Raw genomic sequence first — 22,822 nt, forward strand, 5'->3', positions numbered from 1 at the left:
CTGCCCCTGGCATTGGTCATCTTGTATGCACGCCGCCATGCACGGGTATGCATGGCGGCTGATGACCAAGATCATGAAAGGGCCGTCGTGGAGACTGCGACAACTCCGGCTGACAGCCGGCGCTTGACCGTCTCGATCTTCTCCCGTCTGCGGACCGAGCGGGGACAGGCGAACCCGTTCCCGCTCTACGCGGAGCTTCGCAACCAAGGCGACATCTTCGCAGCCCCGTGGGGAGGTCACATCGTCACCGGCTTCGAGCTGTGCGACCGCATCCTGCGCAATCGTGACTGGTTAGAGCCCGACGCCGCGTGGCGCGAGCGGCAGGGCAGCGGCACCCGCTGGGGAGCGCCCTCCTCACGCGAGATGAGCAAGACCCTGCCGGCGCTCAATCCCCCCGAGCACACCCGGGTCCGTCGCTCGGCGGGCATGTTCGACCGCAGCACCCTGAACGACCTGCAGGCACCCATAGCCCGGATCACCACCCGGCTGCTCGACTCCCTCGCCGAACAGCTCGACGACGGTGAGGCCGACCTGAACCTGCTGGTCAGCGAGGAACTCCCGGTGGCCACCGTGGGCCACTGGCTGGGCCTGCCCACCGCGGACTTCCCCCGGCTGCGCGACCTCACCCACGACCAGGTGTTCACCCAGGAACTCCTGCCGTCCGCCAGCCAGCTGGCGCTGTCCGACGCGGCCACCGCCGAACTGCGCGAGTACTTCACCGCCCTGGTGCGCGAGCGGCGCCGCAGCCCCGGCGACGACCCGGTCAGCCGCTGGATCACCGTGTGGGACGAACTGGAGAGCGACCGGGACAAGGCGGACGAGGCGGTCTATCTGCTCGCCCTGTTCGTGCTCCTCGCCGGCCTGGAGACCACCTCCACCCTGCTGTCCACCATGGTGCTGCTGCTCCTGCAGCACCCGCGGCAGTGGGACCGGCTCACCGTCCAGCCGGACCTGGTGCCGGCCGCGGTGGAGGAGGTCCTGCGCTACGACCCGCCCACCCATGTCATCAGCCGCGTGGCCTCGAAGGACTGCGTCCTCGGCGACACCGAGATACGCAAGGACGAGATGGTCCACCTCATGGTGGCGGCGGCCCACCGGGACCCGGCCAAGCACGAGGAACCCGAGCTGTTCAACCTGCACCGCAAACCGGGACACCTCGCCTTCAGCGGCGGCATCCACTACTGCCTCGGCGCCCCGCTGGCGCGCCTGGAGGCACAGACCCTGCTCCGCCAGCTGGTCACCCGTTTCCCGCGGCTGACCCTGGTGCGCCAACCCTCCTGGGCCCCGCGTGTGGCCTTCAGGCGACTGCTGAATCTGGACGTGACCCTGATATGACCACACTCGCACTCCACACCCTGATCCGCCACAAGGCCCTGGAGGTCCGCGAGGACGGCCCCGTCGCGCGCGTGGTCCTCGACCCGTCGGCCGCAGACGGAGGAGCCCTCACCTCGGCCGCCCTCGACGACCTCGAGGCCGTGCTGCAGGGCCTGCACGACCGGCCCGACATCCGGGTCCTCGTCCTCACCTCCGCCGGTGACGACTTCTGCCTCGGGGCCGACCGCACCGAGTTCCAGGACGCCCTGGTGCAGGAGCCTTCCGGCAGTGCGCTGCGCCGCATCGTCGACAAGGCCTACCGCGTGTGCGACGCCCTGGAGAACACGCACGCGGTCACCATCGCCCGTCTGGACGGCAAGGTGATCGGCGCGGGACTGGCGCTGGCCGCCTACTGCGATCTGCGGGCCGGCGCGGACACCTGCCGCTTCAGGATGCCGGAGATCGCACTCGGCCTGCCCCCGGCCTGGGGCGGCGCCATGGGCCGCCTCATCGTCGAGGCGGGCGCCGCCAGGATCCGCGAACTGATGCTGACCTGCGAACCGTTCGACGCGGACACCGCCCACCGGCTCGGTCTGCTGCACAAGGTGGTGCCGGCCGAGCAGCTGGACGCCGCGATCGACGCGTGGATCAGGCCGCTGGTCCGCCGTTCGCCCGAGGCGCTGACGCTCACCAAGCGCATGCTGGCCGGCTACTCCCGTGCGGCCCGCACCGCGGACGTCGCCCTGCTCGACGCCCACCTCCTCAGCGCCCAGATCGCCCTGCCGCGTCCGTAGGGCGCTTCCGCTCCCCCGTCCGGCCGTGCCCCGCACGGCACCGACGACACCCCCGTGCCCCGTCGCCCTGCCCGAGGCCCCTCCTGTGCGTGGACCCGGCAGCGGCGGCGGGGCCGCGTGTTCCCGGGGCGGCGGCCCGGGAACCGGCGTCGCTCGCACGTGCCGACCGGCCGACCTGCCGCCGTGCCGGTGTGTCGCCCCGTCGGCATCTCTGCATCACGGCCGGCGAGCGGACGACGATGCGCACACGCGCACGTACACACACCGGAGACCGGCGGTGTGTGTGCCCGCAGCGGCAGACCGGCGTCGGACGGGTGCGGCCGTGCCTGTGCGAAGCTGGGGCGCGTGCCGATCTCACCAGACGTCAACCGCGACGACGCCGGGGAGCGTCCCAGGCGGCGCGCCGCACCGGCCTGGGCGACGGCGGACGTCCGGGACACCGGGCGCGGATCGTCGGCCTGGCCGGTGCTGCTCGCCGGGCTGCCCGCGCTGCTGTTCGCGCTGATCACCTGGCAGGTGACCGACGGCGGTCCGCTGCTGGACGCCGACCGGCGGATCAGCCGCGCGGTGCTGCATCCCGACCGCCTCTCCGAGCTGCTGTCCGACCTCGGCAACGTGGAGGTCGCCGTGCCCGTGCTCGTCCTGGCGGCCGGGTGTGCGGCATGGCGGGGCCGACGCGCGGGAGTGCCGAGGTGGTGGGGGCCGCCGGCGGCCGCGGTGGTGCCGACGGCCGTGCTGCCCGCCGTGATCGTGCCGTTGAAGGACTGGACCCACCGGGGCGGGACACCCGTCATGCCGCCCGGCGACGGCTACTTCCCCTCCGGGCACACCGCGACGGCCGCCGTCGCCTACGGGGCGGCCGCGCTGGTGCTGCTGCTGTGGGTGCGGTCGCACCGCGCCCGGGGTGTGGTGGTGACGGTGTGGGCTGTGCTCGTGCTCGCGGTCTCCTACGGGCTGGTGCGGCGCGGCTACCACTGGCCGCTGGACGTCGTGGCCAGCTGGTGCCTGTCCGCCGTGCTGCTGGTCGTGCTCCGGACGGTCCTGCACGCCCTGCACCGGCGCCGCACCTGACACGTCAGCGGTCCCCGCGCCGCACCTGACACGTCAGCGGTCCCGGTCCCGCCCGGCCACCACCGCGGCCGCCTCGTGCATCGCCAGTTCCAGCAGGGCCGGGTCGGTGAGGGTGCCGGCGCCGTCCGGCGGGACCAGCCAGCGGACCGTCCCCGCCGACCGGTCGGGGTACGGCACGACGATCCAGGTGCCGAGTCCCGCGCTGCGCACCCCCGTGCCCAGCCAGCGCTCCGCCGTGCCCGGCGGGACGAGGAACCCCAGGCGGGCGTCGCCGGAGCCGGCCAGCACCGGTCCGAGCTGGTCCAGCACCCGGCTGAGGACGTCGAGCGTGGGATACCCGAGGAGGGCCGGCAGGAACAGCACGTCCCACGCCTTGCCCGCGGGCAGCAGGGCGACCGACCGCGGGTCGTTTCGCCATTGCCGCTCGAGAGCCCGCGGGTCCGGTGCCACGGACGCCAGCCACTCGAGCGCCTCCCTGGTCGCCGTCATGGAGGAACCTCCCTGTTTGCCGTGGGCGCACGGTGCGCCACGAGGGAGAGGGAGGTCACCGCTTCGGCATTACGCGGCTCGCGACCGCGGATCGACGTGAGACCGGTCACAGAAGCGGACGCCGGTCAGCTGTCGAAGCCCAGGCCCAGCCGGTCCATGGTGCGCAGCCACAGATTGCGCCGGCCGCCGTGCGCATCGGCCCGGGCCAGCGACCACTTGGTGAGCGCGATACCGGTCCAGGCGAAGGGCTCCGGCGGGAACGGCAGGGGCTTGGTGCGCACCATCCGCAGGTCGGTGCGTTCGGTGCGGCGGCCGGCCAGCAGGTCGAGCATCACCTCGGCGCCGAAGCGGCTCGCACCCACACCCAGGCCCGTGTAGCCGGCCGCATACGCCACCTTGCCCCGGTGGGCGGTGCCGAAGAACGGCGAGAACCGCGAGCAGGTGTCGATCGCACCGCCCCAGGCGTGGGTGAAACGGATGCCCTCCAGCTGCGGGAAGCAGGTGAAGAAGTGCTCGGCGAGCCGGGCCCAGGTCTCGGGGCGGTCGTCCCACTCGGCGCGCACCCGGCGGCCGTAGTGGTGGACGGCGTCGTAGCCGCCCCACAGGATGCGGTGGTCGGCGGTGAGGCGGAAGTAGTGGAACCGGTTGGCGCTGTCGCCGAGTCCCTGGCGATTCCTCCAGCCGACCGACGCCCGCTGCTCGTCGGTGAGCGGCTCGGTCATCAGGGCGTAGTCGTACACCGGGACGGTGTACGGGCGGATGCGGCGCACCAGGCTGGGGAACACGTTGGTCGCGAGCGCGACCCGGCGGGCGCGCACCTGCCCGTAGGGGGTGTGCACGCGCATGCCGGCGCCGTAGGGCTGCAGGGTCAGGGCGGGGGTGTGCTCGTAGATGCGCACCCCGAGGCCCAGGCAGACACGTTTCAGGCCCCAGGCGAGCTTGGCCGGGTGGAGCATGGCGACACCGCGGCGGTCCCACAGTCCGGCCTCGAAGGTGGGCGAGGCGACCTGGGCGCGCACGGCGTCCCGGTCGAGGAAGTCGATGCCGTCGGCCAGGCCCTGGGCGCGCAGGCGGGCGTACCACTCCTCCATCTCCCACACCTGGTAGGGCTCGGTGGCGACGTCGATCTCACCGGTGCGTTCGAAGTCGCAGTCGATGCGGTGGCGGGCGACGGTCGCCTCGATGGCGTCGAGGTTGCGGGCGCCGAGGTCCTGCAGCCGGCGGATCTCCCGCGGCCAGCGGGCCAGTCCGTTGGCCAGGCCGTGGGTGAGGGAGGCGGCGCAGAATCCTCCGTTGCGGCCGGAGGCGGCCCAGGCCGTCTCGCGGCCCTCCACCAGCACCACGTCCGTGCCGGGGTCGCGTTCCTTGGCGATCAGCGCGGTCCACAGTCCGCTGTAGCCGCCGCCGACGACCAGCAGATCGCAGGTGTCGGCGCCGCTCAGGGCGGGTTCGGGGCGGGGCCGGCCGGGGTCGTCGAGCCAGTACGGCACCGGCCGGGCCTCGCGGAGCGATCTCGTCCAACGGGTCATGGCGCTCGGGGCCATGATGTCAACTCCCTACACGGGTCGCGTGGTTGTCGTGTCGGTGTCGATCAGGTGGTGCGCCTCCTGCGGCGGTTGCCGACGGCCGTGGCGGCCAGGACGCACAGGACGGCGACGACGAACATGGCGGTGCCGACGACGTTGATCTGCACGGGTGTGCCGCGCTGCGCCGACCCCCACACGTACATGGGGAAGGTGACGGTCGAGCCGGCGGTGAAGTTGGTGATGATGAAGTCGTCGAAGGACAGGGCGAAGGCGAGCAGCGCGCCCGCGGCGATGCCCGGTGCCGCGATCGGCAGGGTGACCCGCAGGAACGTCTGGACGGGGCCGGCGTACAGGTCCTGGGCGGCCTGTTCCAGGCGCGGGTCCATCGACATCACACGTGCCTTGACCGCGGTGACGACGAAGCTGAGGCAGAACATGACGTGGGCGATGAGGATCGTCCAGAAACCCAGCCGCACACCCAGGTTGAGGAACAGGGTGAGCAGCGAGGCGGCCATGACGACCTCGGGCATCGCCATCGGCAGGAAGATCAGCGCGTTGACGGCGCCGCGGGCCCGGAACCGGTAGCGGGCCAGCGCGAAGGCGGTCGTCGTGCCCAGGACGGTGGCGCCGAGGGTCGCCCAGACGGCGATCTGCAGGCTGAGCCCGAGCGAGGTGCACAGCCCGGCGACATCGCACGGGTGCCGCCAGGCATCGGTGGAGAACTGCTGCCACTCGTAGTTGAACCGTCCCTTGGGTGCGTTGAAGGAGAACACCGTGACGACGACGTTCGGCAGCAGCAGGTAGGCGAGCGTCAGCAGTCCGGCGGCGACCACGAGGTGCCGTCTGATCCAGGTGACGAGGCGCATCAGACCAGGTCCTCCGTCCCCGACCGGCGGATGTAGACGGTGACCACGAGCAGGATGGCGGCCATGAGGAGGAACGACAGGGCGGCGGCCGTCGGGTAGTCGAGGATGCGCAGGAACTGGGTCTGGATGACGTTGCCGATCATGCGGGTGTCGGTGGAGCCGAGCAGGTCGGCGTTGACGTAGTCGCCGGCGGCCGGGATGAACGTCAGCAGGGTGCCGGAGACCACGCCCGGCAGGGACAACGGGAAGGTGACCCTGCGGAAGGTGGTGACGGGCCGGGCGTACAGGTCGCCGGCCGCCTCCAGCAGCCCGGGGTCGATCCGCTCCAGCGAGGTGTACAGCGGCAGGATCATGAACGGCAGGAAGTTGTAGGTCAGTCCGCACACCACGGCCAGCGGGGTGGCGAGCAGCCGGTGGCCGGAGGTCCAGCCGAGCCAGTCGGTGACGTCCAGCACGTGCAGGGTGCCGAGCGCACCGACGAGGGGGCCGCCGTCGGCGAGGATCGTCTTCCAGGCCAGGGTGCGGATCAGGAAGCTGGTGAAGAACGGCGCGACCACCAGGACCATGAGCAGGGTGCGCCAGCGGCCCGCGCGCAGGGCGATGAGATACGCCAGCGGGTAGCCGAGCAGCAGGCACAGCACGGTCGCGCAGGCCGCGTACAGCACGGACCGCAGGAACTGCGGCCAGTACTGCGCCAGGGCGTCCCAGTAGGTCGCGACGTGCCAGGTGACGGTGTAGCCCTGCTCCAGGGAGCCGGTCTGCACGGAGGTGGACGCCTGGTAGAGCACCGGCAGGGCGAAGAAGACCAGCAGCCACAGGATGCCGGGCAGCAGCAGCCAGTACGGGGTCAGGCGGCCGCGCCGGCGCGGCGGCTCGTCGTCGGGTGCGGTGGGCGCGAGCGGGGGCGGCGCCTCGGTGACGGCGGCCATCAGGCGGCTTCCTCCTCGGCGTGTGCCGGACCGGCGTCGCCGTCCCGGTCGGCGTCCAGGCCGAAGGTGTGCGCCGGGTTCCAGTGCGCGACGACCTCGGCACCGGGCACCAGACGCGGGTCGCGGTCGATGTTCTGGGCGTACACCTCGAAGCCGGGGCAGACGGGGCTGTCGACGACGTACTGGGTGGAGACACCGATGAATCCGGCGTCGGCGATCCGGCCCGTGATGCGGTTGCGGCCCTCGGGTATCCCGGCGGCGTCGTCGACGTGGGTGAGGGTGATCTTCTCCGGGCGGATGCCCGCGAGCACCGCGGCACCGGCCGGGGCGGGGACGGTGCAGCGTGCGGCGGGCAGGACGAGCGTGGCGCCGCCGGCCGTCAGGACGATGTCCTCGCCGCTGCGCGCGGTCACCCGGGCCGGGACGAGGTTGGAGGTGCCGAGGAAGCCGGCGACGAACGCGGTGCGCGGGTTGTCGTACAGGTCGGTGGGGGTGCCGAGCTGCTCGATGCGGCCGGCGTTCATCACGGCGACCGTGTCGGCCATGGTCATGGCCTCCTCCTGGTCGTGGGTGACGTGGATGAACGTGATGCCCACCTCGGTCTGGATGCGTTTGAGCTCCAGCTGCATCTGCCGGCGCAGTTTCAGGTCGAGGGCGCCGAGCGGCTCGTCGAGCAGCAGCACCCGGGGGTGGTTGATGAGGGCGCGGGCCACGGCGACACGTTGCTGCTGGCCGCCGGAGAGCTGGTGCGGTTTCCTGCGGGCCTGCCCGCCGAGCTGGACCAGCTCCAGCATCTCCTCCACCTGCCTGCGCACGTTCTTGATGCCGCGTCGGCGCAGGCCGAAGGCGACGTTCTCGTAGACGTCCAGGTGCGGGAAGAGGGCGTAGGACTGGAAGACGGTGTTCACCGGCCGCCGGTACGGCGGCAGCCGGGTCACGTCCTGGTCGCCGAGGTGGACGGTGCCCCGGGTGGGTTCCTCCAGGCCGGCGATCATGCGCAGGGTGGTGGTCTTGCCGCAGCCGGAGGCGCCGAGCAGCGCGAAGAAGGAACCCTGGGGCACGGTCAGGTCCAGCGGGTGCACGGCGGTGAAGGTGCCGTAGCGCTTGCTGATCCCGGTCAGGCGGACGTCGCCGCCGCCGACCGCCGGAGTCGTGGTCGTCTTCATGGTGGTCACGCCCCTGTGAGCTTCGCGAACTTCGCTTCGTACGCCACGGCCTCCTTCTCGCTCAGCGAGCGGAAGGCGTGGGACTTCGCGGCCGTGGTCCGGTCGGGAACGATCAGCGGGTTGTCCGCCGCCGATGTGTCGATCTTCGCGAGATGGGGCTTCACACCGTCCACCGGTGAGACGTAGTTGGTGTACGCGGCGAGCGCGGCGGCCCGGGCCGGCTCGTAGTAGAAGTCGATCAGCCGCTCGGCGTTGGTCTTGTGCCGGGCCCCGGCGGGGACGAGCAGGCAGTCGGTGGACGTCACGATCCCGGCGTCCGGGACGACATACCCGATGTCCGGGTTGTCCGCCTGGAGCTGGACCACGTCGCCGCCCCAGGCCAGGCAGGCGGCCAGGTCGCCCTTGGAGAGGTCCGAGGTGTAGTCGTTGCCGGTGAAGCGGCGTATCTGGCCTTTGTCGACGGCTTTCTGCAGACGGGCGATGGCCGCGTCGTAGTCGTCGTCGGTGACGCGCTCCGGGTCCTTGCCCATGTCGAGCAGCGTCATGCCGACGGTGTCGCGCATCTCGGAGAGGACACCCACCCGCCCCTTGAGCGCGGGTTTGTCGAGCAGGTCGGAGAACGAGGTGACCTCGACGCCGTCCAGCGCCTTCTTGTTGTAGGCGATGACGGTGGAGACACCCTGCCAGGGATAGGAGTAGGCGTGCCCCGGGTCCCACTGCGGGTCGCGGAACTGCGCGGCGAGGTGGGTGTAGGCGTGGGGCAGGTTCTCCGGGTCGAGTTTCTGCGCCCAGCCCAGGCGGATGACCCGCGCGGCCAGCCAGTCGGTGAGCACGATGATGTCCCGGCCGATGTCCTGGCCGGCGGCGAGCTGCGGCTTGATCCTGCCGAAGAACTCGTCGTTGTCGTTGATGTCCTCGGTGTAGGCGACCTCGATGCCGGTCCGTCGGGTGAACGTCTCCAGGGTGGGGCGGTGCCTGCCGCTCGCGTCCACGTCGATGTACTCGGGCCAGTTGGAGAAGTCGACGACCTTCTCCCGGTCCGAGTGGTCCGTGGTGGCGGTGCCGCCCCGGGTGGTGCCCGCCGGGGGGATGCCGCAGGCGGTCAGGGCGCCGAGCCCGCCGGCGGCGAGCACTCCGCCTGCCGAGGCGCGCAGCAGCGACCGGCGGGTGAGGGCGGGCGGCCGGCCGCGGGGGCCGCGCCGCGGGGTGGCGGTGAGGCGTCCGGGCTCGTACTGCTCCATGCGTGTGGTGCCCTTTCGAGACGGTTCGGCCGCATCGGGCCGGGAAGTGACTGTCGGTCCCAGAAGAGTGTGCGGTACCGGTGCGTGCGGGCCGTCACGGTGGTCCCCAACCGGACGTGCCCGGCGCGACAGCGCAGGCCGCGCCCCGGGATGTGCCGGGGTGAGGGGCGGGCGCGGTCCTACGGGCCCGGGGCGTGGGGCTGGGGTGCCGGGGATCGTGGGGTGACGGTGCCGTGGACGTGCATGTCGCTTCCCTCCGCCGTGTCCCGCGGCTGTGTGCGGGGTCGGATGGCGTGGCTCCGGCTCGATGTGACTGACGATCCTGACAGAGGACGACACCCCCAACAAGGGATTCCGTTGTTTCCTTTTGGTTACACAACGGAATCTGTCGGTCAGCTGGGTGTGTGAGCAGGAAAAACGCAGGACGGCGTCACCGGGGCCCCGCACCATGGCACACAGGCCCCGCACCCCGGCACACCTGGGGAAGATCGACCCGTGGGTGACCCTCGTCCGGGAGGTCCGCGCGGGAACCGACATCACGTATCTCTGTTTCTGGGGTCACCGTCCGCGGCGGGACGGCCGGATGGGAGCGAGCTGTCCGAGTCAGTGGTGGCCGGCACCGTTCACGGTGGACGCGGTGACCTGTCCGACCGCCGAGCACCGGACGACGGCCGGCACGGCACGGCCGTTCGGGGACGCCGGGACGGAACGGCGCATGCCGGCCGCACGGCACCCGGGCCAGGCGACGGCACGGGGCCGGCTGGTGCGCCGTTCCGACGAGGAGACGTGGGCGCGCGAGCGCCGCGCGAGCGCGGTCGAGGGCGGCGTGCACGAGCTCGCGGCACATCCTGAGCTGCGGGGGTTTGCGCCGGGCACCGGGGACACGGTCCCGCTGGAGGCCGGCCCGCTGGACCGGGTGTGGGGTGTCGGACCGGCCGCCGACGACGCGGCGGCCACGGATCCCGAGCGCTGGAAGGGCCTGAACCTGCTGGGTTTCGCGCTGATGGAGGCCCGGGAGCGGCTGCGCGCCGGCGACGTGGCGTCCGGCGCGCGCCGCGGCCCGGGCGAGCGGCGTCCGGGCCGGCAGGTCAGGGGACGAGCCGCGCGGTGGGTGCGGCCCGCAGGGTGTCGCCGTACAGGGGGTCGTCGTGGCTGTCGGCGTTGGCCGCGACGACACCCACGACGATCAGAAACGTGATCATGGCGAGCCCCAGCACGATGCCGATGCTGCCCAGGATCAGACCGGCCTGCGCCTGGGTGTGGTTGTCGGCCTCGCCCCGCTCGGCCTTGCGGCGTCCCTTGACGCCGAAGACGACGGCGAGGACGCCCAGCACCAGCGAGACGACACCGTAGGCGCAGAACAGGCAGACGGAGATGATGCCGAGCACCAGCGCCGCCACACCCATGCCGTTCTGCTTGATCACCGGCGCGGCGGACCAGCCGTAGGACGGGGTGCCCGGGTAGCCCGGGCCCGGGTAGGCCGGGTAGCCGGGGGGCTGAGCGGGGTAGCCGTAGCCCGCGGGGGCGCCGGGGCCGGTGGGCGCGACCGGCGGCGGAGGCACGACGCCGGGCGGCTGAGGCGCGGCAGGGGGCGGCGGGGGTACCGGCGCGGGCGGCGGAACGCTGTCCGCGGCAGGCGGGAAGGCGGCCGGCATCGAGGTCACGGTGACCTGGTCGTGCACCGTGGGCGTGGCCGGCGGTGCCGCCGGCGGCGGGCCCGGGGTGCCGGGCTGCCCGGGGGCGGGCGTCTGTGCCCCGCCCGCCTGTCCGGCGGGCCCGGGCTGCGGCGCCGCCCACGGGTTGCCGTCGGCGCCGGCGTCGCCGCCCGGCCGTGTCATGTCGGTCATGGAAGTTCCGTCCCCCTGAAGTCGAACGTTCCGCCATGCTACGGCCCTGGCCGCAGTGGTGCGGCACGCCCGGAGGAAGTCGCCGGCCGCGCGGCCGGGTGCCGGTTGCGCGCGCCTGCCGGACACCTCCGCGAAGCCCGTAGGATGACGGTGCTCATCGATCAGCCGATCACCCGCACCACACCCGCACGAGCCTGACGTCCGCGTCGCCCCGCCCCACGGCGGCCCGGCCCGTACGGCAGGCACGCACGCCGGCGGTGCCGTTCCCCCGGGAGGGACGCCGTGACCCACCAGCACGCAGCACGCGATCTGCAGGACTTCATCGCCGGGCTGCCCAAGGCCGAACTGCACGTGCACCACGTCGGATCCGCCTCCCCCCGCATCGTCTCCGAACTCGCCGCGCGGCACCCCAACTCGAAGGTGCCCTCCGACCCCGAGGCCCTGGCCGAGTACTTCACGTTCACGGACTTCGCGCACTTCATCGAGGTGTACCTGTCCGTCGTCGACCTCGTCCGCACCCCGGAGGACGTCCGCCTGCTGACGTACGAGGTGGCCCGCGACATGGCCCGCCAGCAGGTGCGGTACGCGGAGCTGACCATCACCCCGTTCTCCTCCACCCGGCGCGGCATCGACGCACGTGCCTTCATGGACGCCATCGAGGACGCCCGCACGGCGGCCGAGAAGGAGTTCGGCACCGTGCTGCGCTGGTGCTTCGACATCCCCGGGGAGGCCGGCCTGGAGGCGGCCGACGAGACGCTGCGGCTGGCCACCGACGACCGGCTGCGGCCCGAGGGCCTGGTCTCCTTCGGGCTGGGCGGGCCGGAGATCGGCGTGCCGCGGCCGCAGTTCAAGCCGCACTTCGACCGGGCGATCGCCGCCGGGCTGCACTCCGTTCCGCACGCCGGCGAGACCACCGGGCCGCAGACGGTGTGGGACGCGCTGACCGAGCTGCGCGCCGAGCGCATCGGCCACGGCACCAGCTCCGCGGAGGACCCCAAGCTGCTCGCGCACCTGGCCGAGCACCGGATCCCGCTGGAGGTGTGCCCGACCTCCAACCTCGCCACCCGGGCCGTGGCCGACCTGGACGAGCACCCGGTCAAGAAGTTCGTGGAGGCCGGGGTGCTGGTCACCGTCAACTCCGACGACCCGCCGATGTTCGGCACCGACCTGAACACCGAGTACGCCGTGGCCGCCCGGCTGCTCGGCCTGGACGAGCGGGGCGTCGCCGAGCTGGCCAAGAACGCCGTGCACGCGTCCTTCCTGGACGAGGCGGGCAAGGCCCGCATCGTCGCCGAGATCGACGCCTACACCGAGCGCCGCCTCGCGTCCTGACCGGCGCACCTCTCGCCCGGTCCGTCCGGGCGCGAGGTGCCGCGGCCGGTCGCCCGCCGGCGCGCGGGACACAATAGGGCGCATGCAGACCCTCACCGCCGTGGCGCACCGCGGCGACCCCTACCGCCACCCCGAGAACACGCTCGACTCGCTCCGCTCCGCGCTCGACCGGGGCGCGGACGCCGTGGAGGTCGACGTACGCCTCACCCGGGACGGCGTGCCCGTGCTGCTGCACGACGAGTCGCTGAAACGGCTGTGGGGGCACGACCGGCCGCTGCGCGCGCTGACCGCCGGGCAGGTGCGCGAGCTGACCGGCGGCCGGGTGCCCGCCCTCGCGGACACGCTCGCCGCCACCGACGGCAGCCGGGTCCTGGTCGACCTGCCGGGCGCGCCCGGCCCGCGGGAGGTGTCCCGGATCCTGGGCGTGGTCCGCGACTGCGGGGCGCAGGACCGGGTGTACTACTGCGGGGGTGCCCGGACGATGCTCGCGGTGCGGGCCGCCGACGCGTCCGCCGAGATCGCCCTGACCTGGACCACGTCCGCGCCGCCGCGGCCCGGCCTGCTGGAGGCCGTCCGGCCGCGCTGGCTGAACTACCGCTTCCCGCTGGTGACGCGCGAGCTGGCGGAGCGGGTCCACCGCGACGGCCGCCTGCTGTCCGTGTGGACCCCGGACACCCGCCGCTCGCTGCGCCGGCTGATCGCCCTCGGGGTGGACGCCATCACCACCAACCGCGTCGACGTGCTGTGCGCCCTGCGCGGCCCCGGCGGCGAGCCGTCGCGCTGACCACCCAGCCGACGAGCACGGCCGACGAACCCGGCCGGCAGCCCGGCCGAGAGGTGCAGGCCGTCACCGCCGTGCCGCGTGCGTGCTGCCGCCGGGCGTCAGGGCGCGTCCTGGCCGAGCGCCGGCCGCAACTCGCCCCGCCGTCGGATGCCCAGCTTCCGGTAGACGCTGGTCAGATGGGTCTCCACGGTGCGGCGGGCCAGGTGCAGCAGATCGGCTATCTCCGCGTTGGTGCGGCCCTCGGCGGCGAGCCGGGCGATACGGCGTTCGCTGTCGGTCAGCGAGGCCGCCCCGGTGCGGGCGGCGGCGGGCCGCCGGGCACCGGCCTCGCGCAGCGCCTCCTCCACGAGCGCCGACTGCCGTACCGTGCCCGCCTGTTCGGCGCGTTCCGCGGCCTCGCGCAGACAGGCGCGGGCCCGGGCGCGTTCCCCGGCGGCGGTCAGCTGCCGGCCCTGGGCGAGCAGGGCGGCCACCAGCTCGCCCGCGGCGCCGGCCGGTGCGTCGCGCAGCAACCGCACCGCCTCCTCGGCCAGTTCCAGGCCGCGCCGGCCGCCAGTGGCGGTGCCCAGCACCCGCAGGGCACGGCCCAGGGTGCGCGGGGTGCCCCACACCCTTGCCAGCCGCAGCTCCTCCTCGGCCAGGGCGAGCGCCTCGCGGTGGTGGCCGAGCGCGATCCGGCTCTCGGCGGCGGCGGTGCGCCACGGAGTGACGACCGGGCTGATCACCTCGCGGGCGGCCTGGCGGCGGCCGCACTCCAGGAAGTCGTGCAGGGCGCCCGTGTGGTCGCCGACGGAGGCGCGCTGCACACCGCGCGCGTACAGGAAACGGTTCAGTTCCCAGGAGGGGGGCGCATCCCGCAGGTCGAAGCCGTCCGCGAAGCGCCGCGCCTCCTCCGGGCGGCCCTGCTCGACCAGAGCGAGGAGGGTGTGGGCGTGCAGATTGCCGGGCGTGCCCGCGCAGGTGTCGCGCGGGCCCTCGCAGCACGGGGGGATCCGGACCGGCAGCCGTCCGTGTCCGACGCGGGCCGCCGCGATGTCCGCCCGGGTGTGGAGCATCGCCTCGTGCATGGGGTGCAGCAGTCCGGGCCGCTCCCCGGCCAGACCGCGTTCCACCAGGCGGTCCGCCTCGTCGAGCGCGTCGGCCCACTGGGCGACGGCGGCCGCGGTGCCGAGCAGGAACGGCTCGGTCAACGGATCGACGGGCTCGGTGAGCAGCTGGCGCACCTGCGGCATCGCGTCCCCGGCCGAGACGAGCCCGGCGGTGACCCCGTGCCGCACGAGCAGCACCCGGGCGGCGGGGCCGATCAGCTCGGGGGTGCGTGCGGCGGCGTCGCGCAGCAGCCGGTGGACGTCGCGCCGCAGCTCCTGGTCCCCGTCGGCGAGCAGCACGGAGGCGGTGCGCAGGGCACCCACCAGGTCGGGCCGGTCGGTGAACTGGTCGTACACCGTGTGCAGCACGTCGACGGCGGCACGGGCCCGGCCGCGGGCGGCCAGCACGGTGCCCAGGGCGAAGGCGGCGCGCACCCTCTCCTGCGGGTCGCCCGGCAACCGCAGCGCCTCGGTGAGCCGGGGGATGCCGGCGGCGGAGTCCTCGCGGGCGGCCTCCAGGGAGCCCAGCTCGGTCAGCAGCCGCAGCCGGCGCCCGTCCGGCAGGGGCTCCGCCAGTGCTCTGCGCAGGAACGCCGCGGCGTCCTCGCAGCGGCCCTCGGACAGGGCGTGGTGCGCGGCGTCCTGGAGCACGTCGGGAGCCCAGTCCGCCCCCACCGGCCCGGTCGGCAACAGCTGCCGGGCGATGGCCGAGGTGCCGGCTCCGTGGTGCAGCATCGCTTCGGCGACGGCCCGCCGGGTGGCGTGCCGCCAGGTCTCCGGCACCCCGGCGAGCACCGCGTCCCGCAGCAGGGGGTGGGCGTACCGGGGGCGGCCGGCGTGGTCCTGCGTCAGCAGGCCGAGGCCGGTCATGGCGGTGAGCCAGCCCGTGATCCGGGCCGGTGCGGCTCCGGTCACCCGGGCGAGCAGCGTGGCCGGTTCCACCGGGTCGCCCGGGTCGGGCGGCTGTGGCTCGCCGCTGTGCTGCTCCGGCGCCAGGACGGTGCCGCCGGAGCCGCCGGTGCCGTCCCAGTCCTCGTCGAGGACGGCGAGCGTCCGCGCCACCTGCGTGGTGACCCGGCCGGCGCTGTCCAGCCACCAGGCGACCGCCGCCGGGTAGGCGCCGGGGTAGAGCGCGGCCGTCGTCACGGGCACGGGCTGCTGCCCGTCCGGCGCATCGAGGTCGTCGAGAAGGGCACACAGCAGCAGCGGGCTGCCCGCGGCCGCCCGCGCGCACTCCTTCGCCCAGGACGGCGGCGCGTCCGGCACCCGGGCACGGATCAGTGCGGCCGCCGTCTCCTCGGTGAGCGGCGGCAGGGTGCAGGTGTGCACCAGCGCCGGCGGCAGGGTGTGCGCGAAGCCCTGCCGGGGCGGGTCCACGTCGTATTGGGTGCGTTCGGTGACGACGAGCAGCACGGGCGCGGGCAGTCCGTCCAGGTGCCGGGCCAGCTCCACCAGCCAGCGGTGGGAGGGCGCGTCGGCCCGGTGGACGTCGTCCACGGCCACCAGCAGCGCCTCCCTCCCGGCGGCCGCGCGCAGCGCACACCACAGTTCCTCGTCCCGCTCGCGCTCCCCGCCGCCCCCGGCCGCAGCCGGAGGTAAATCGAGCAGCCGCCGTGCCACGGCGAAGGGCGTGCCGGCGTCACGGGGCGAGCAGCGGACGTGCAGGACGCGCAGACCGTCGGCGGCGGCACGGGCCCGGGCCTCCTCCAGGGCGGTGGTCCGGCCGGTGCCGGTCGCACCGCGCAGCACGACCAGGCCTCCGGTGCCGGCCCGGGCGCGGGCGATGTGCGCAGCGAGCAGTGCGACCGCCTCGTACGGCTGGTCCTGCCCCGATGCACGCACCGGCCGTCCGGTCGGGCCCGGGCGAGCATGCTGTGACACGGACATCTTCCGTCTCCTCGTCCACCGTGACATCCTTCGACCCCGAGGACGTCGTCCGGGGAAGTGCGGTGCCCTGACGCGGCCCGCTGCGGCCGCATGCGGTCCCGTGCTGTCCGTCCGTGTGATCTCGTGGCCCGGCTCGTGGTGTTCCACGATTGCCCGTGCCTCTCCCCTCGCCGCAGGCTGTCAGGGCACACCTGTCACGGACCTGCCACGGCCCCGCGGGGCTGTGCGCACACGCGCACTGGGGGAATCTTTTGCTCGACTCGTCGCGGACCACGCACCCCGGGTCATCGGGTGCTCCGGCCCGGATACCGGTGACCGTGCAGGCCACCGACCCGATCCTGCGCGAGGGGGTGCTCAGCCAGCTCCGCCGCCATCCGGAGGTGGAACTCCGGGAGGAGACCCGTTCGGGTCCCGGAACGGTGGCGGTGCTCGTCGACGACACGCTGGACGACGACGCGCTGGCCCGGCTGCGCCGGCTGGTGCGCGGCGAGGGGGCGCGGGCGGTGCTCGTCGTCAGCTCGCTGCGGGAGTCCGGGCTGCTGGACGCGATCGAGTGCGGGGTGGGCGCCGTCGTGTGGCGCCACGAGGCCAGTGCCCACCGCCTGGTGCAGGCCGTGGTCAGGGCCTTCCGCGGGGACGGGGATCTGCCCGCCGATCTGCTGGGCCGGCTGATGAACCGGGTGGGGACGCTGCGCCGCAGTGCGGCGGCCGGGGGCGGCCCGGTCCCCTCGGGCCTGACGGCACGTGAGGTCGACGTGTTGCGCCTGGTCGCCGAGGGGCTCGACACCGGGGAGATCGCCGGCAAGCTGTCCTACTCCGAACGCACCGTCAAAAATGTCATCCACGGCCTGACCACCCGGCTGCACCTGCGCAACCGGGCCCATGCCGTGGCCTATGCCCTGCGGGAAGGCTACATCTGACCGAACGAGCAGACCGCACCGGCCCCGGGGGCAACCCTCCTGCCCGGCCGCCGTCCCCGGCGTGCCTGGGACGGCGGCCGGGTTGCGCGGCAGGATCGGCGGCGGTCCGCCGCCCGGCGCACGCCGGGACGGCACAGGACGCGCGGCCGGGACGAGACACCGGCCCGGGACGGCACGACGGTCGAGCACGGCAGGGTGACAGCACGGTGATCCACGAGGTGGACGAGGTCCTTCGGACCCTGCTGCGCGGCGGTGCGCTGGCTGGTTCCGGGGTGGAGGTCGACTTCGACGCCCCCACCCGCGACTGGGCCGCCCGCCGCAACTCCCCCACGATCAACGCGTATCTGTACGACATCCGGGAGGACGTCGCCCGCCGGCAGACCGGTCAGCTGCCCGTGGTCGACGAGCGCGACGTGGTCGTGAAGCGGCGCCGGCCGCCGCGCTGGTTCCGGCTGTCGTACCTGATCACGGCGTGGACGAAGAAGGCGCAGGACGAACACCGGCTGCTGTCGGCCACGTTGGCGACCCTGCTGCCCCACGAACTGCTGCCGCCCGACCGGCTGCCCGGTCCGCTGGGCGCGCTGGGCATGACGGTGCCGCTGTCGGTGTCCGGCAACCGGACGGAGTCCCGGTCGCTCGCCGAGATCTGGTCGGCGCTCGGCGGTGAACTCAAGCCGTCGCTGGACCTGGTGGCCACCGTGCCCTTCCCCGCGTACCCCGACTACGACGCCGGCCCGCCCGTCACCGAGGGCGCGGTGGTCCGGGCGCGTGTCGTGGACGGCGACGGGGAGGCGGCGGACACGGAGGAGCGCGCCCACCGTCCCCACCAGGTGGCGACCGCACGGGCCGCCCGGGCCGCGGGCCGGCGCGGAACGGCTGCGGCGCCGTGACCGCCCCGCACCCGTCCCCCGCCGGACCGACGCCGCACCACGGGGACGACGACCCGGTGTCCCTGCCGCCGACCGGTGACGCGCCGCAGGCCGCCGCGTCGCTGCTGGCCCGGCTGGCCGCGCTGCGCGAGCGGGTCGCCCTGCTGGTGGACCACCGCTCCGCCTCGGACCCCACCGCCGCCGACCCGCTGCGCGGCCTGTACCTCACCCCGGAGGCCGTACGGCATCTGCTGCGGCCCGCGGACGCCCCGCCCGACGCCGTGTCCGGCGACGGCCTGCCCGGCAGGCTCCCGGCCGCGGACGCCGCCGACGGCACCCCGCCGCAGGACCGGCTGGCCGCACTGTGCGCGCGGTTCGGCCTGACGGAACTGGACGCGGCCCTGCTGGTCATCGCCCTCGCGCCCGACCTGGACCGCTCCTTCGAGCAGTTCTACGGCTATCTGAACGACGACGTCGGCCGGCGCCGGGCGACCGTCGCGCTCGCCCTCGACCTGTGCGGCGTCCCGGCCCATGCGGCGTCCGCCCGGGCCCGGCTGCATCCCGCGGCCCCGCTGGCCGCGCTCGGCCTGCTCGTCGTGGAGGAGCCCGAACGGCCCCTGCTCAGCCGGTCGTTGCGGGTGCCCGACCGGGTCGTGGCCCATCTGCTGGGCGACGACACCCCCGATGCCGCGCTGTCCGGGCATCTGCGCCGGCTGCCCGCGCCCGGGCACGACGGCGACGAGGACGGGGAGTTCTCCCGCCTCGCCCGCCGGCTGGCCGGCCGGCTCGCCGACGGCGCCCCGGTCACCGTCTTCCTCCGGGAGGACCGCGAGGGCGACGGCCTGGCGTGCGCCGCCCTCGCGCTGTCCGCCGTCGACCGTCCGGTGCTGCACTTCGCCGGCCCCGCGGAGCAGGTGTCCGCCCTGCTGCTTCAGGCCCGGCTGACCGGGAGCGTGGTCGTCGTCTCCGGGCTGCCCGAGGACCCGGCGGCGCTGCTGCGGCCGCTCGCCGAGGCGGACGTACCGGTGCTGGTCACCGGACGGCGCTCGTACGATCCCGCCTGGTGGGGCACGGGCGGCGCCGGCCCGCTGGTGGTGGAGGTGCCCCGGCGTGCCGCCGGAGCGGTGTCCGCCTGGGCGGCCGTGCTCGGGGCGGACCCGGGATTCGACCTGGCCGCCACCGTCGCCCCGTACCGCCTCTCCGACGACCGTGCCGCCCGTGCCGCCCGCGCCGCCGCGGATCTCGCGGCCTTCGAGGGCGTCCCGGTCTCCGCGGCGCATGTGCGGCTGGCGGCACGCCGGCAGTCCGCGTCGGGGCTGGAGCGGCACGCCCGCCGGATCCGCCCCGCCGTCGGCTGGGACGACCTGGTCCTGCCCGACGAACCTCTCGACCGGCTGCGGGAGCTGGCGGTGCGCGCCCGCCATCGCGACCGGGTGCTCGGCGACTGGCGGCTCAGCGCGGGCGGCGGCCGGGGCCGGGGCGTGGTCGCGCTGTTCGCCGGCGAGTCCGGCACCGGCAAGACGCTGTCGGCGGAGGTGGTGGCGGCCGAGCTGGGCCTTGACCTGTACGTCGTGCAGCTGTCGTCGGTGGTGGACAAGTACGTCGGCGAGACCGAGAAGAACCTGGAGCGGATCTTCACCGAGGCGGACCGCACCGATGCGGTGCTGCTCTTCGACGAGGCCGACGCGGTGTTCGGCAAGCGCTCGGAGGTGAAGGACTCCCACGACCGGTACGCGAACCTGGAGAGCGCGTATCTGCTGCAACGGCTGGAGTCGTTCGACGGGATCGCGGTGCTCACCACGAATCTGCGCGCCAACATCGACGAGGCCTTCACCCGGCGGCTGGACCTGGTGGTGGACTTCCCGTTCCCGGACGCCCGGCAGCGGCTGGCGCTGTGGCGGCACAGCCTGGCGCACGTGCCGTGCGCGGCGGACGCCGATCCGAGCCGGGTCGCCGAGGAGTTCGAGCTGGCCGGCGGGGCGATCCGCAGCGCCGTGGTGACGGCGGCCTACCTCGCGGCCGGCCGCGGCGACCGGGTCACCGCGGCCGATCTGCTGCAGGGTGCGCGCCGCGAGTACCGCAAGGCGGGCCGGCTGCTGCCGGCCCAGGGGACCTGGTAGGCGCGCGCGTGGCACGGCGTCGGCGGCCGCCGGTTCACGCCGACGTCGGGTGGATGATCTCCCACTCCTGGTCGTCGGTGTTGGAGCAGTGGTAGAGCGTCAGCCTGGTCTTGTCGCCGCCGGTGCTGAACCCTTCCACGTTCAGGCATTTGTTGTTGCTGGCGAAGTTGCGGATCCAGTAGGCGCCGCTGTCCTGCTCGTCCAGCCACCACAGCTGGTTGTCCGCCGTGGTGCCGTCGCAGGTGTACTCGGTGATCGGGGTCTGCACCGGGGCCGCCCCGAAGTCGGGCAGGTCCATGCAGTAGCCGTCCTTGACGTTGCGGATCTGGAAGAGGGGAGCGCCCGCGGGGCCGCCGTCGGGGTACTTGACCTCCAGGTTCCACAGCTGGTTGTTGTTCGAGGTGCCGTCGCAGGTGTACTGGTACACCGTCCCGTCGAGCTTGCCCTTGTCCTGCCCGGGGATGTCCGCGCACTTGTGGGTGGTGGTGTTGCGCAGCAGCACGTGCGAGGCCGGCACGACGGACTTCTCCTCGTCCTTCTCCTCGCCGCCCCCGCCACCGCCGCCCCCGCCGGCGGCCGGTGCCTGCTGGGTCGGTGTCTGCACGGGCTGGGGCGGGGGCGCCTGGCTCAGCGGCGCGCTGGGGGTGGGCGAGGGCGCCAGCGTGCTGCCGGCCTCGGCGAGTTTCTCGGTGGCCGTGCTCTTGACGTTCGGCTTGTAGGCGATCCACAGCATCGTGAAGGTGATGCCGAGGGCCACCGCGACACCGAGGAAGGTGGCGAGCCAGCGGGGCAGGAACCCGCGCTGGACGTAGGTGCCCTCCACCGGCAGCGGGTGCGCGCCGGAGCGCAGCACGGACAGGGTGTACGGGCGCTGCTCCTTGCCCCCGAACCAGATGATCCTGCGCGGTTTGAGGGTGGCCTTGACGAAGGCGGCCCGGCCCGGCTCGATCTGCACATTGCTCGGGTGGAGGTCGTAGGAGAGCTGGTCGCCGTTGTCGCTGCCGCTCACGGACGCGGTGACCTTGGTGTTGCCGAGGTTGTCGACGGCCAGCTGGGGGCGGCCGCGGAACCGGCCCTTGACGACGGGCGGCACCAGCTCGGCCCGCACCTCGGTGAAGGGCGTGATCGTGAGGTTGCCCTCCGGGACGGTGACGGCCTCCGGGTGCTCGGTCGGGGTGATGCGGACGGCGTACGGGTGCGGTCCGGCGGCGGCGTCCGGGATCCGGGGCGGGGCGAAGGTCAGCTCCACCGTCCCGGTGGTGCCCGGGTACAGCCGCAGGGTCTGCGGTTCGACGGTGGTCCAGGGCGCGATGTCGCCGACCGGTTCGAAACGGTACTCGTCGACGACGTCGCCGGTGTTGCGCAACCTCAGCCGCACCCGTGTGCTGCCACCCGGGTCGACGGTCGCCGAGGCCGGTTCCAGAGAAGTCCAAAGGCTCACGCCCGTGGACGCTAGACCGCGTCTGGCGCTTCGTCAGGAGTCCTATGGGCACGATCGCTGCCCGAACGTCCGGGACGCCGGCACCCGGCCGGCGGGTGCCGGACGGGGCCGGGTGAGGCCGGGCGACCCGGGTCAGACGCGCTGGTACTTGCCGTCGATGCCGCGCGACCAGCCTGCGCGCTGGTGGTCCAGGCCGACGTCCGGCCCGTGCCGCATGCAGGCCTCGACCAGCGGGGTGATGAACTGCTGCTGCAGCTCGTCGTCGGGGATGGTGCCCGGGGCGGCGCCGCGGTGGGTGCTGATGAAGTCGTAGACGCGCTGGAGTTCCGCGGAGCGCGGGGTCGTGATGCCGTTCCTGCGGTTGAGGTCGGGGCCGCTGCTGCCGGGGTCGTCGTTGCGCTGCTCCGGCCGCGGCCCGATGACGAAGTTCGCGGGCACGTTGGCCAGGGCCGACTGCAGTCTCTCCGCGGTGACCGAGGCGACGTCGGGGAAACCCGCCGTGGGGGCGACCAGGGCCACCTGCTGCACCACCGACTGCTGCTGTGCGGGGGTGAGCAGACCGGCGAGATGCTTCAGGTCCGACTTGGGCACGATGTGGTGCAGCGTGTCCGCCAGGTCGGCGACGGCCGGGTCCACGCTCTGCTTGTAGGCCTTCAGTTCCGCCTTGGTGCGGGCGTTCTTCCAGTCGTCCTTCTTCTTGGCCCGCTGCACGACGGCCACCGCGCCGACCGCACGCTGCACCGCCGCGGGGTGGTCGCCGCAGCCCGCCGTGTGCGGGTGTCGTTCGTCCGTCAGGGCCCGGGCGACGGCGGCGTTGCCGGCCAGCCGCTGCAGCCCCAGCATCCGCTGCACGGCCGTCGCCGGACCCGCCGTGCGGCGGCCCGCGTCCGGTGCGACGGCTCGCCTCTCCGGTGCTCCGTGTGCGCGCACGCTTCTCCCCTCCCACGTCCGGTGGCGGTCCTCCACCGTGTCCTTCCACGTGACGCGGGTGAAGGGCCGAAAGGGCAGGCACGAGGGCAGCACGGCGGGCTGCCCCGGAGGGCAACGACGGTGCCCCCGATCGGGGACCGGGGGACGTTTCGAGCGGCGCGCTTCGCGCGTGAGGGTGGACGCGTTCCCTACTCGTACCCCGAGGAGT

At 73.8% G+C, this 22,822-nt stretch carries 19 protein-coding genes; 9 read left to right on the top strand and 10 right to left on the bottom strand.

Translation table 11 applies throughout. The features are described from left to right. Nucleotides 1-51 precede the first annotated feature (51 nt). The 3 genes from OG899_RS06440 to OG899_RS06450 all read left to right on the top strand — a co-directional run bounded on the left by OG899_RS06440 (nucleotide 52) and on the right by OG899_RS06450 (nucleotide 3,179). Nucleotides 52-1,335, top strand: a complete 1,284-nt coding sequence (locus tag OG899_RS06440; protein ID WP_125500292.1) for a cytochrome P450 — start codon at nucleotides 52-54, stop codon at nucleotides 1,333-1,335. After that, the gene (locus OG899_RS06445; protein ID WP_125500291.1) at nucleotides 1,332-2,108 is read left to right on the top strand and encodes an enoyl-CoA hydratase/isomerase family protein; all 777 of its coding nucleotides are present in this window, start codon (nucleotides 1,332-1,334) and stop codon (nucleotides 2,106-2,108) included. Before OG899_RS06440 ends, OG899_RS06445 begins: the two co-directional genes overlap by 4 nt. A 345-nt stretch (nucleotides 2,109-2,453) precedes the next feature. Then, nucleotides 2,454-3,179, top strand: coding sequence for a phosphatase PAP2 family protein (locus OG899_RS06450; protein ID WP_373296695.1), 726 nt, complete (start codon nucleotides 2,454-2,456; stop codon nucleotides 3,177-3,179). Between the two features lie 33 nt (nucleotides 3,180-3,212). On the opposite strand, the gene OG899_RS06455 is transcribed toward OG899_RS06450, so the two are convergent. The 6 genes from OG899_RS06455 to OG899_RS06480 all read right to left on the bottom strand — a co-directional run bounded on the left by OG899_RS06455 (nucleotide 3,213) and on the right by OG899_RS06480 (nucleotide 9,396). Next, complete coding sequence (locus tag OG899_RS06455) at nucleotides 3,213-3,668, bottom strand: hypothetical protein (protein ID WP_125500290.1); 456 nt, start codon at nucleotides 3,666-3,668, stop codon at nucleotides 3,213-3,215. Between the two features lie 125 nt (nucleotides 3,669-3,793). Continuing rightward, nucleotides 3,794-5,212, bottom strand: a complete 1,419-nt coding sequence (locus OG899_RS06460) for an FAD-binding oxidoreductase (RefSeq protein WP_125500289.1) — start codon at nucleotides 5,210-5,212, stop codon at nucleotides 3,794-3,796. 47 nt (nucleotides 5,213-5,259) lie between these two features. Continuing rightward, nucleotides 5,260-6,060: an ABC transporter permease gene (locus OG899_RS06465; RefSeq protein WP_125500288.1), complete on the bottom strand. Its 801-nt coding sequence runs from the start codon at nucleotides 6,058-6,060 to the stop codon at nucleotides 5,260-5,262. After that, nucleotides 6,060-6,989 (bottom strand): ABC transporter permease, encoded by a 930-nt coding sequence (locus OG899_RS06470; RefSeq protein WP_125500287.1) that lies wholly within the window; start codon nucleotides 6,987-6,989, stop codon nucleotides 6,060-6,062. Before OG899_RS06470 ends, OG899_RS06465 begins: the two co-directional genes overlap by 1 nt. Continuing rightward, nucleotides 6,989-8,164: an ABC transporter ATP-binding protein gene (locus tag OG899_RS06475; RefSeq protein WP_406310929.1), complete on the bottom strand. Its 1,176-nt coding sequence runs from the start codon at nucleotides 8,162-8,164 to the stop codon at nucleotides 6,989-6,991. The genes OG899_RS06470 and OG899_RS06475 overlap by 1 nt, the downstream gene beginning before the upstream one ends. Further along, on the bottom strand, nucleotides 8,161-9,396 hold the full coding sequence (locus tag OG899_RS06480) for a spermidine/putrescine ABC transporter substrate-binding protein (RefSeq protein ID WP_125500285.1): 1,236 nt from the start codon (nucleotides 9,394-9,396) through the stop codon (nucleotides 8,161-8,163). Before OG899_RS06480 ends, OG899_RS06475 begins: the two co-directional genes overlap by 4 nt. 448 nt (nucleotides 9,397-9,844) lie before the next feature. Between OG899_RS06480 and OG899_RS06485 the strand changes: the two genes are divergently transcribed. Continuing rightward, complete coding sequence (locus OG899_RS06485) at nucleotides 9,845-10,594, top strand: NADAR family protein (RefSeq protein ID WP_125500284.1); 750 nt, start codon at nucleotides 9,845-9,847, stop codon at nucleotides 10,592-10,594. Here the strand turns inward: OG899_RS06485 and OG899_RS06490 are convergent. After that, nucleotides 10,485-11,243: a DUF4190 domain-containing protein gene (locus tag OG899_RS06490; protein WP_251504818.1), complete on the bottom strand. Its 759-nt coding sequence runs from the start codon at nucleotides 11,241-11,243 to the stop codon at nucleotides 10,485-10,487. The genes OG899_RS06485 and OG899_RS06490 overlap by 110 nt on opposite strands. A 282-nt stretch (nucleotides 11,244-11,525) precedes the next feature. On the opposite strand from OG899_RS06490, the gene OG899_RS06495 reads away from it, so the two are divergent. Both OG899_RS06495 and OG899_RS06500 read left to right on the top strand, forming a co-directional pair. After that, the gene (locus OG899_RS06495; protein WP_168131286.1) at nucleotides 11,526-12,575 is read left to right on the top strand and encodes an adenosine deaminase; all 1,050 of its coding nucleotides are present in this window, start codon (nucleotides 11,526-11,528) and stop codon (nucleotides 12,573-12,575) included. An 82-nt stretch (nucleotides 12,576-12,657) separates the two neighbouring features. Next, nucleotides 12,658-13,359 carry a glycerophosphodiester phosphodiesterase gene (locus tag OG899_RS06500; protein ID WP_168131285.1) on the top strand — a complete coding sequence of 234 codons (702 nt, stop codon included), beginning with the start codon at nucleotides 12,658-12,660 and terminating at the stop codon, nucleotides 13,357-13,359. 98 nt (nucleotides 13,360-13,457) lie between these two features. Here the strand turns inward: OG899_RS06500 and OG899_RS06505 are convergent, their stop codons facing one another. Then, nucleotides 13,458-16,334, bottom strand: a complete 2,877-nt coding sequence (locus OG899_RS06505) for a LuxR C-terminal-related transcriptional regulator (RefSeq protein WP_168131284.1) — start codon at nucleotides 16,332-16,334, stop codon at nucleotides 13,458-13,460. Nucleotides 16,335-16,585: 251 nt separating this feature from the next. Here OG899_RS06505 and OG899_RS06510 point away from each other — a divergent pair, with 251 nt between their 5' ends. From OG899_RS06510 to OG899_RS06520, 3 genes are all read left to right on the top strand, one after another. Then, complete coding sequence (locus OG899_RS06510) at nucleotides 16,586-17,254, top strand: response regulator transcription factor (RefSeq protein WP_125500492.1); 669 nt, start codon at nucleotides 16,586-16,588, stop codon at nucleotides 17,252-17,254. A gap of 206 nt (nucleotides 17,255-17,460) precedes the next feature. Beyond that, nucleotides 17,461-18,144 carry a DUF4255 domain-containing protein gene (locus tag OG899_RS06515; protein WP_168131283.1) on the top strand — a complete coding sequence of 228 codons (684 nt, stop codon included), beginning with the start codon at nucleotides 17,461-17,463 and terminating at the stop codon, nucleotides 18,142-18,144. Between the two features lie 56 nt (nucleotides 18,145-18,200). Beyond that, nucleotides 18,201-20,243, top strand: coding sequence for an ATP-binding protein (locus OG899_RS06520; RefSeq protein WP_189343453.1), 2,043 nt, complete (start codon nucleotides 18,201-18,203; stop codon nucleotides 20,241-20,243). Between the two features lie 34 nt (nucleotides 20,244-20,277). Here the strand turns inward: OG899_RS06520 and OG899_RS06525 are convergent, their stop codons facing one another. Beyond that, nucleotides 20,278-21,684, bottom strand: a complete 1,407-nt coding sequence (locus tag OG899_RS06525) for an RICIN domain-containing protein (RefSeq protein ID WP_406310930.1) — start codon at nucleotides 21,682-21,684, stop codon at nucleotides 20,278-20,280. Between the two features lie 132 nt (nucleotides 21,685-21,816). Further along, a complete protein-coding gene (locus tag OG899_RS06530; RefSeq protein WP_406310931.1) occupies nucleotides 21,817-22,614 on the bottom strand; it encodes a hypothetical protein in 798 nt (265 codons plus the stop codon). Between the last annotated feature and the right edge of the window lie 208 nt (nucleotides 22,615-22,822).

It is taken from the genome of Streptomyces thermoviolaceus, from assembly GCF_045209695.1.
Taxonomy (GTDB): Bacteria; Actinomycetota; Actinomycetes; order Streptomycetales; family Streptomycetaceae; genus Streptomyces; species Streptomyces thermoviolaceus.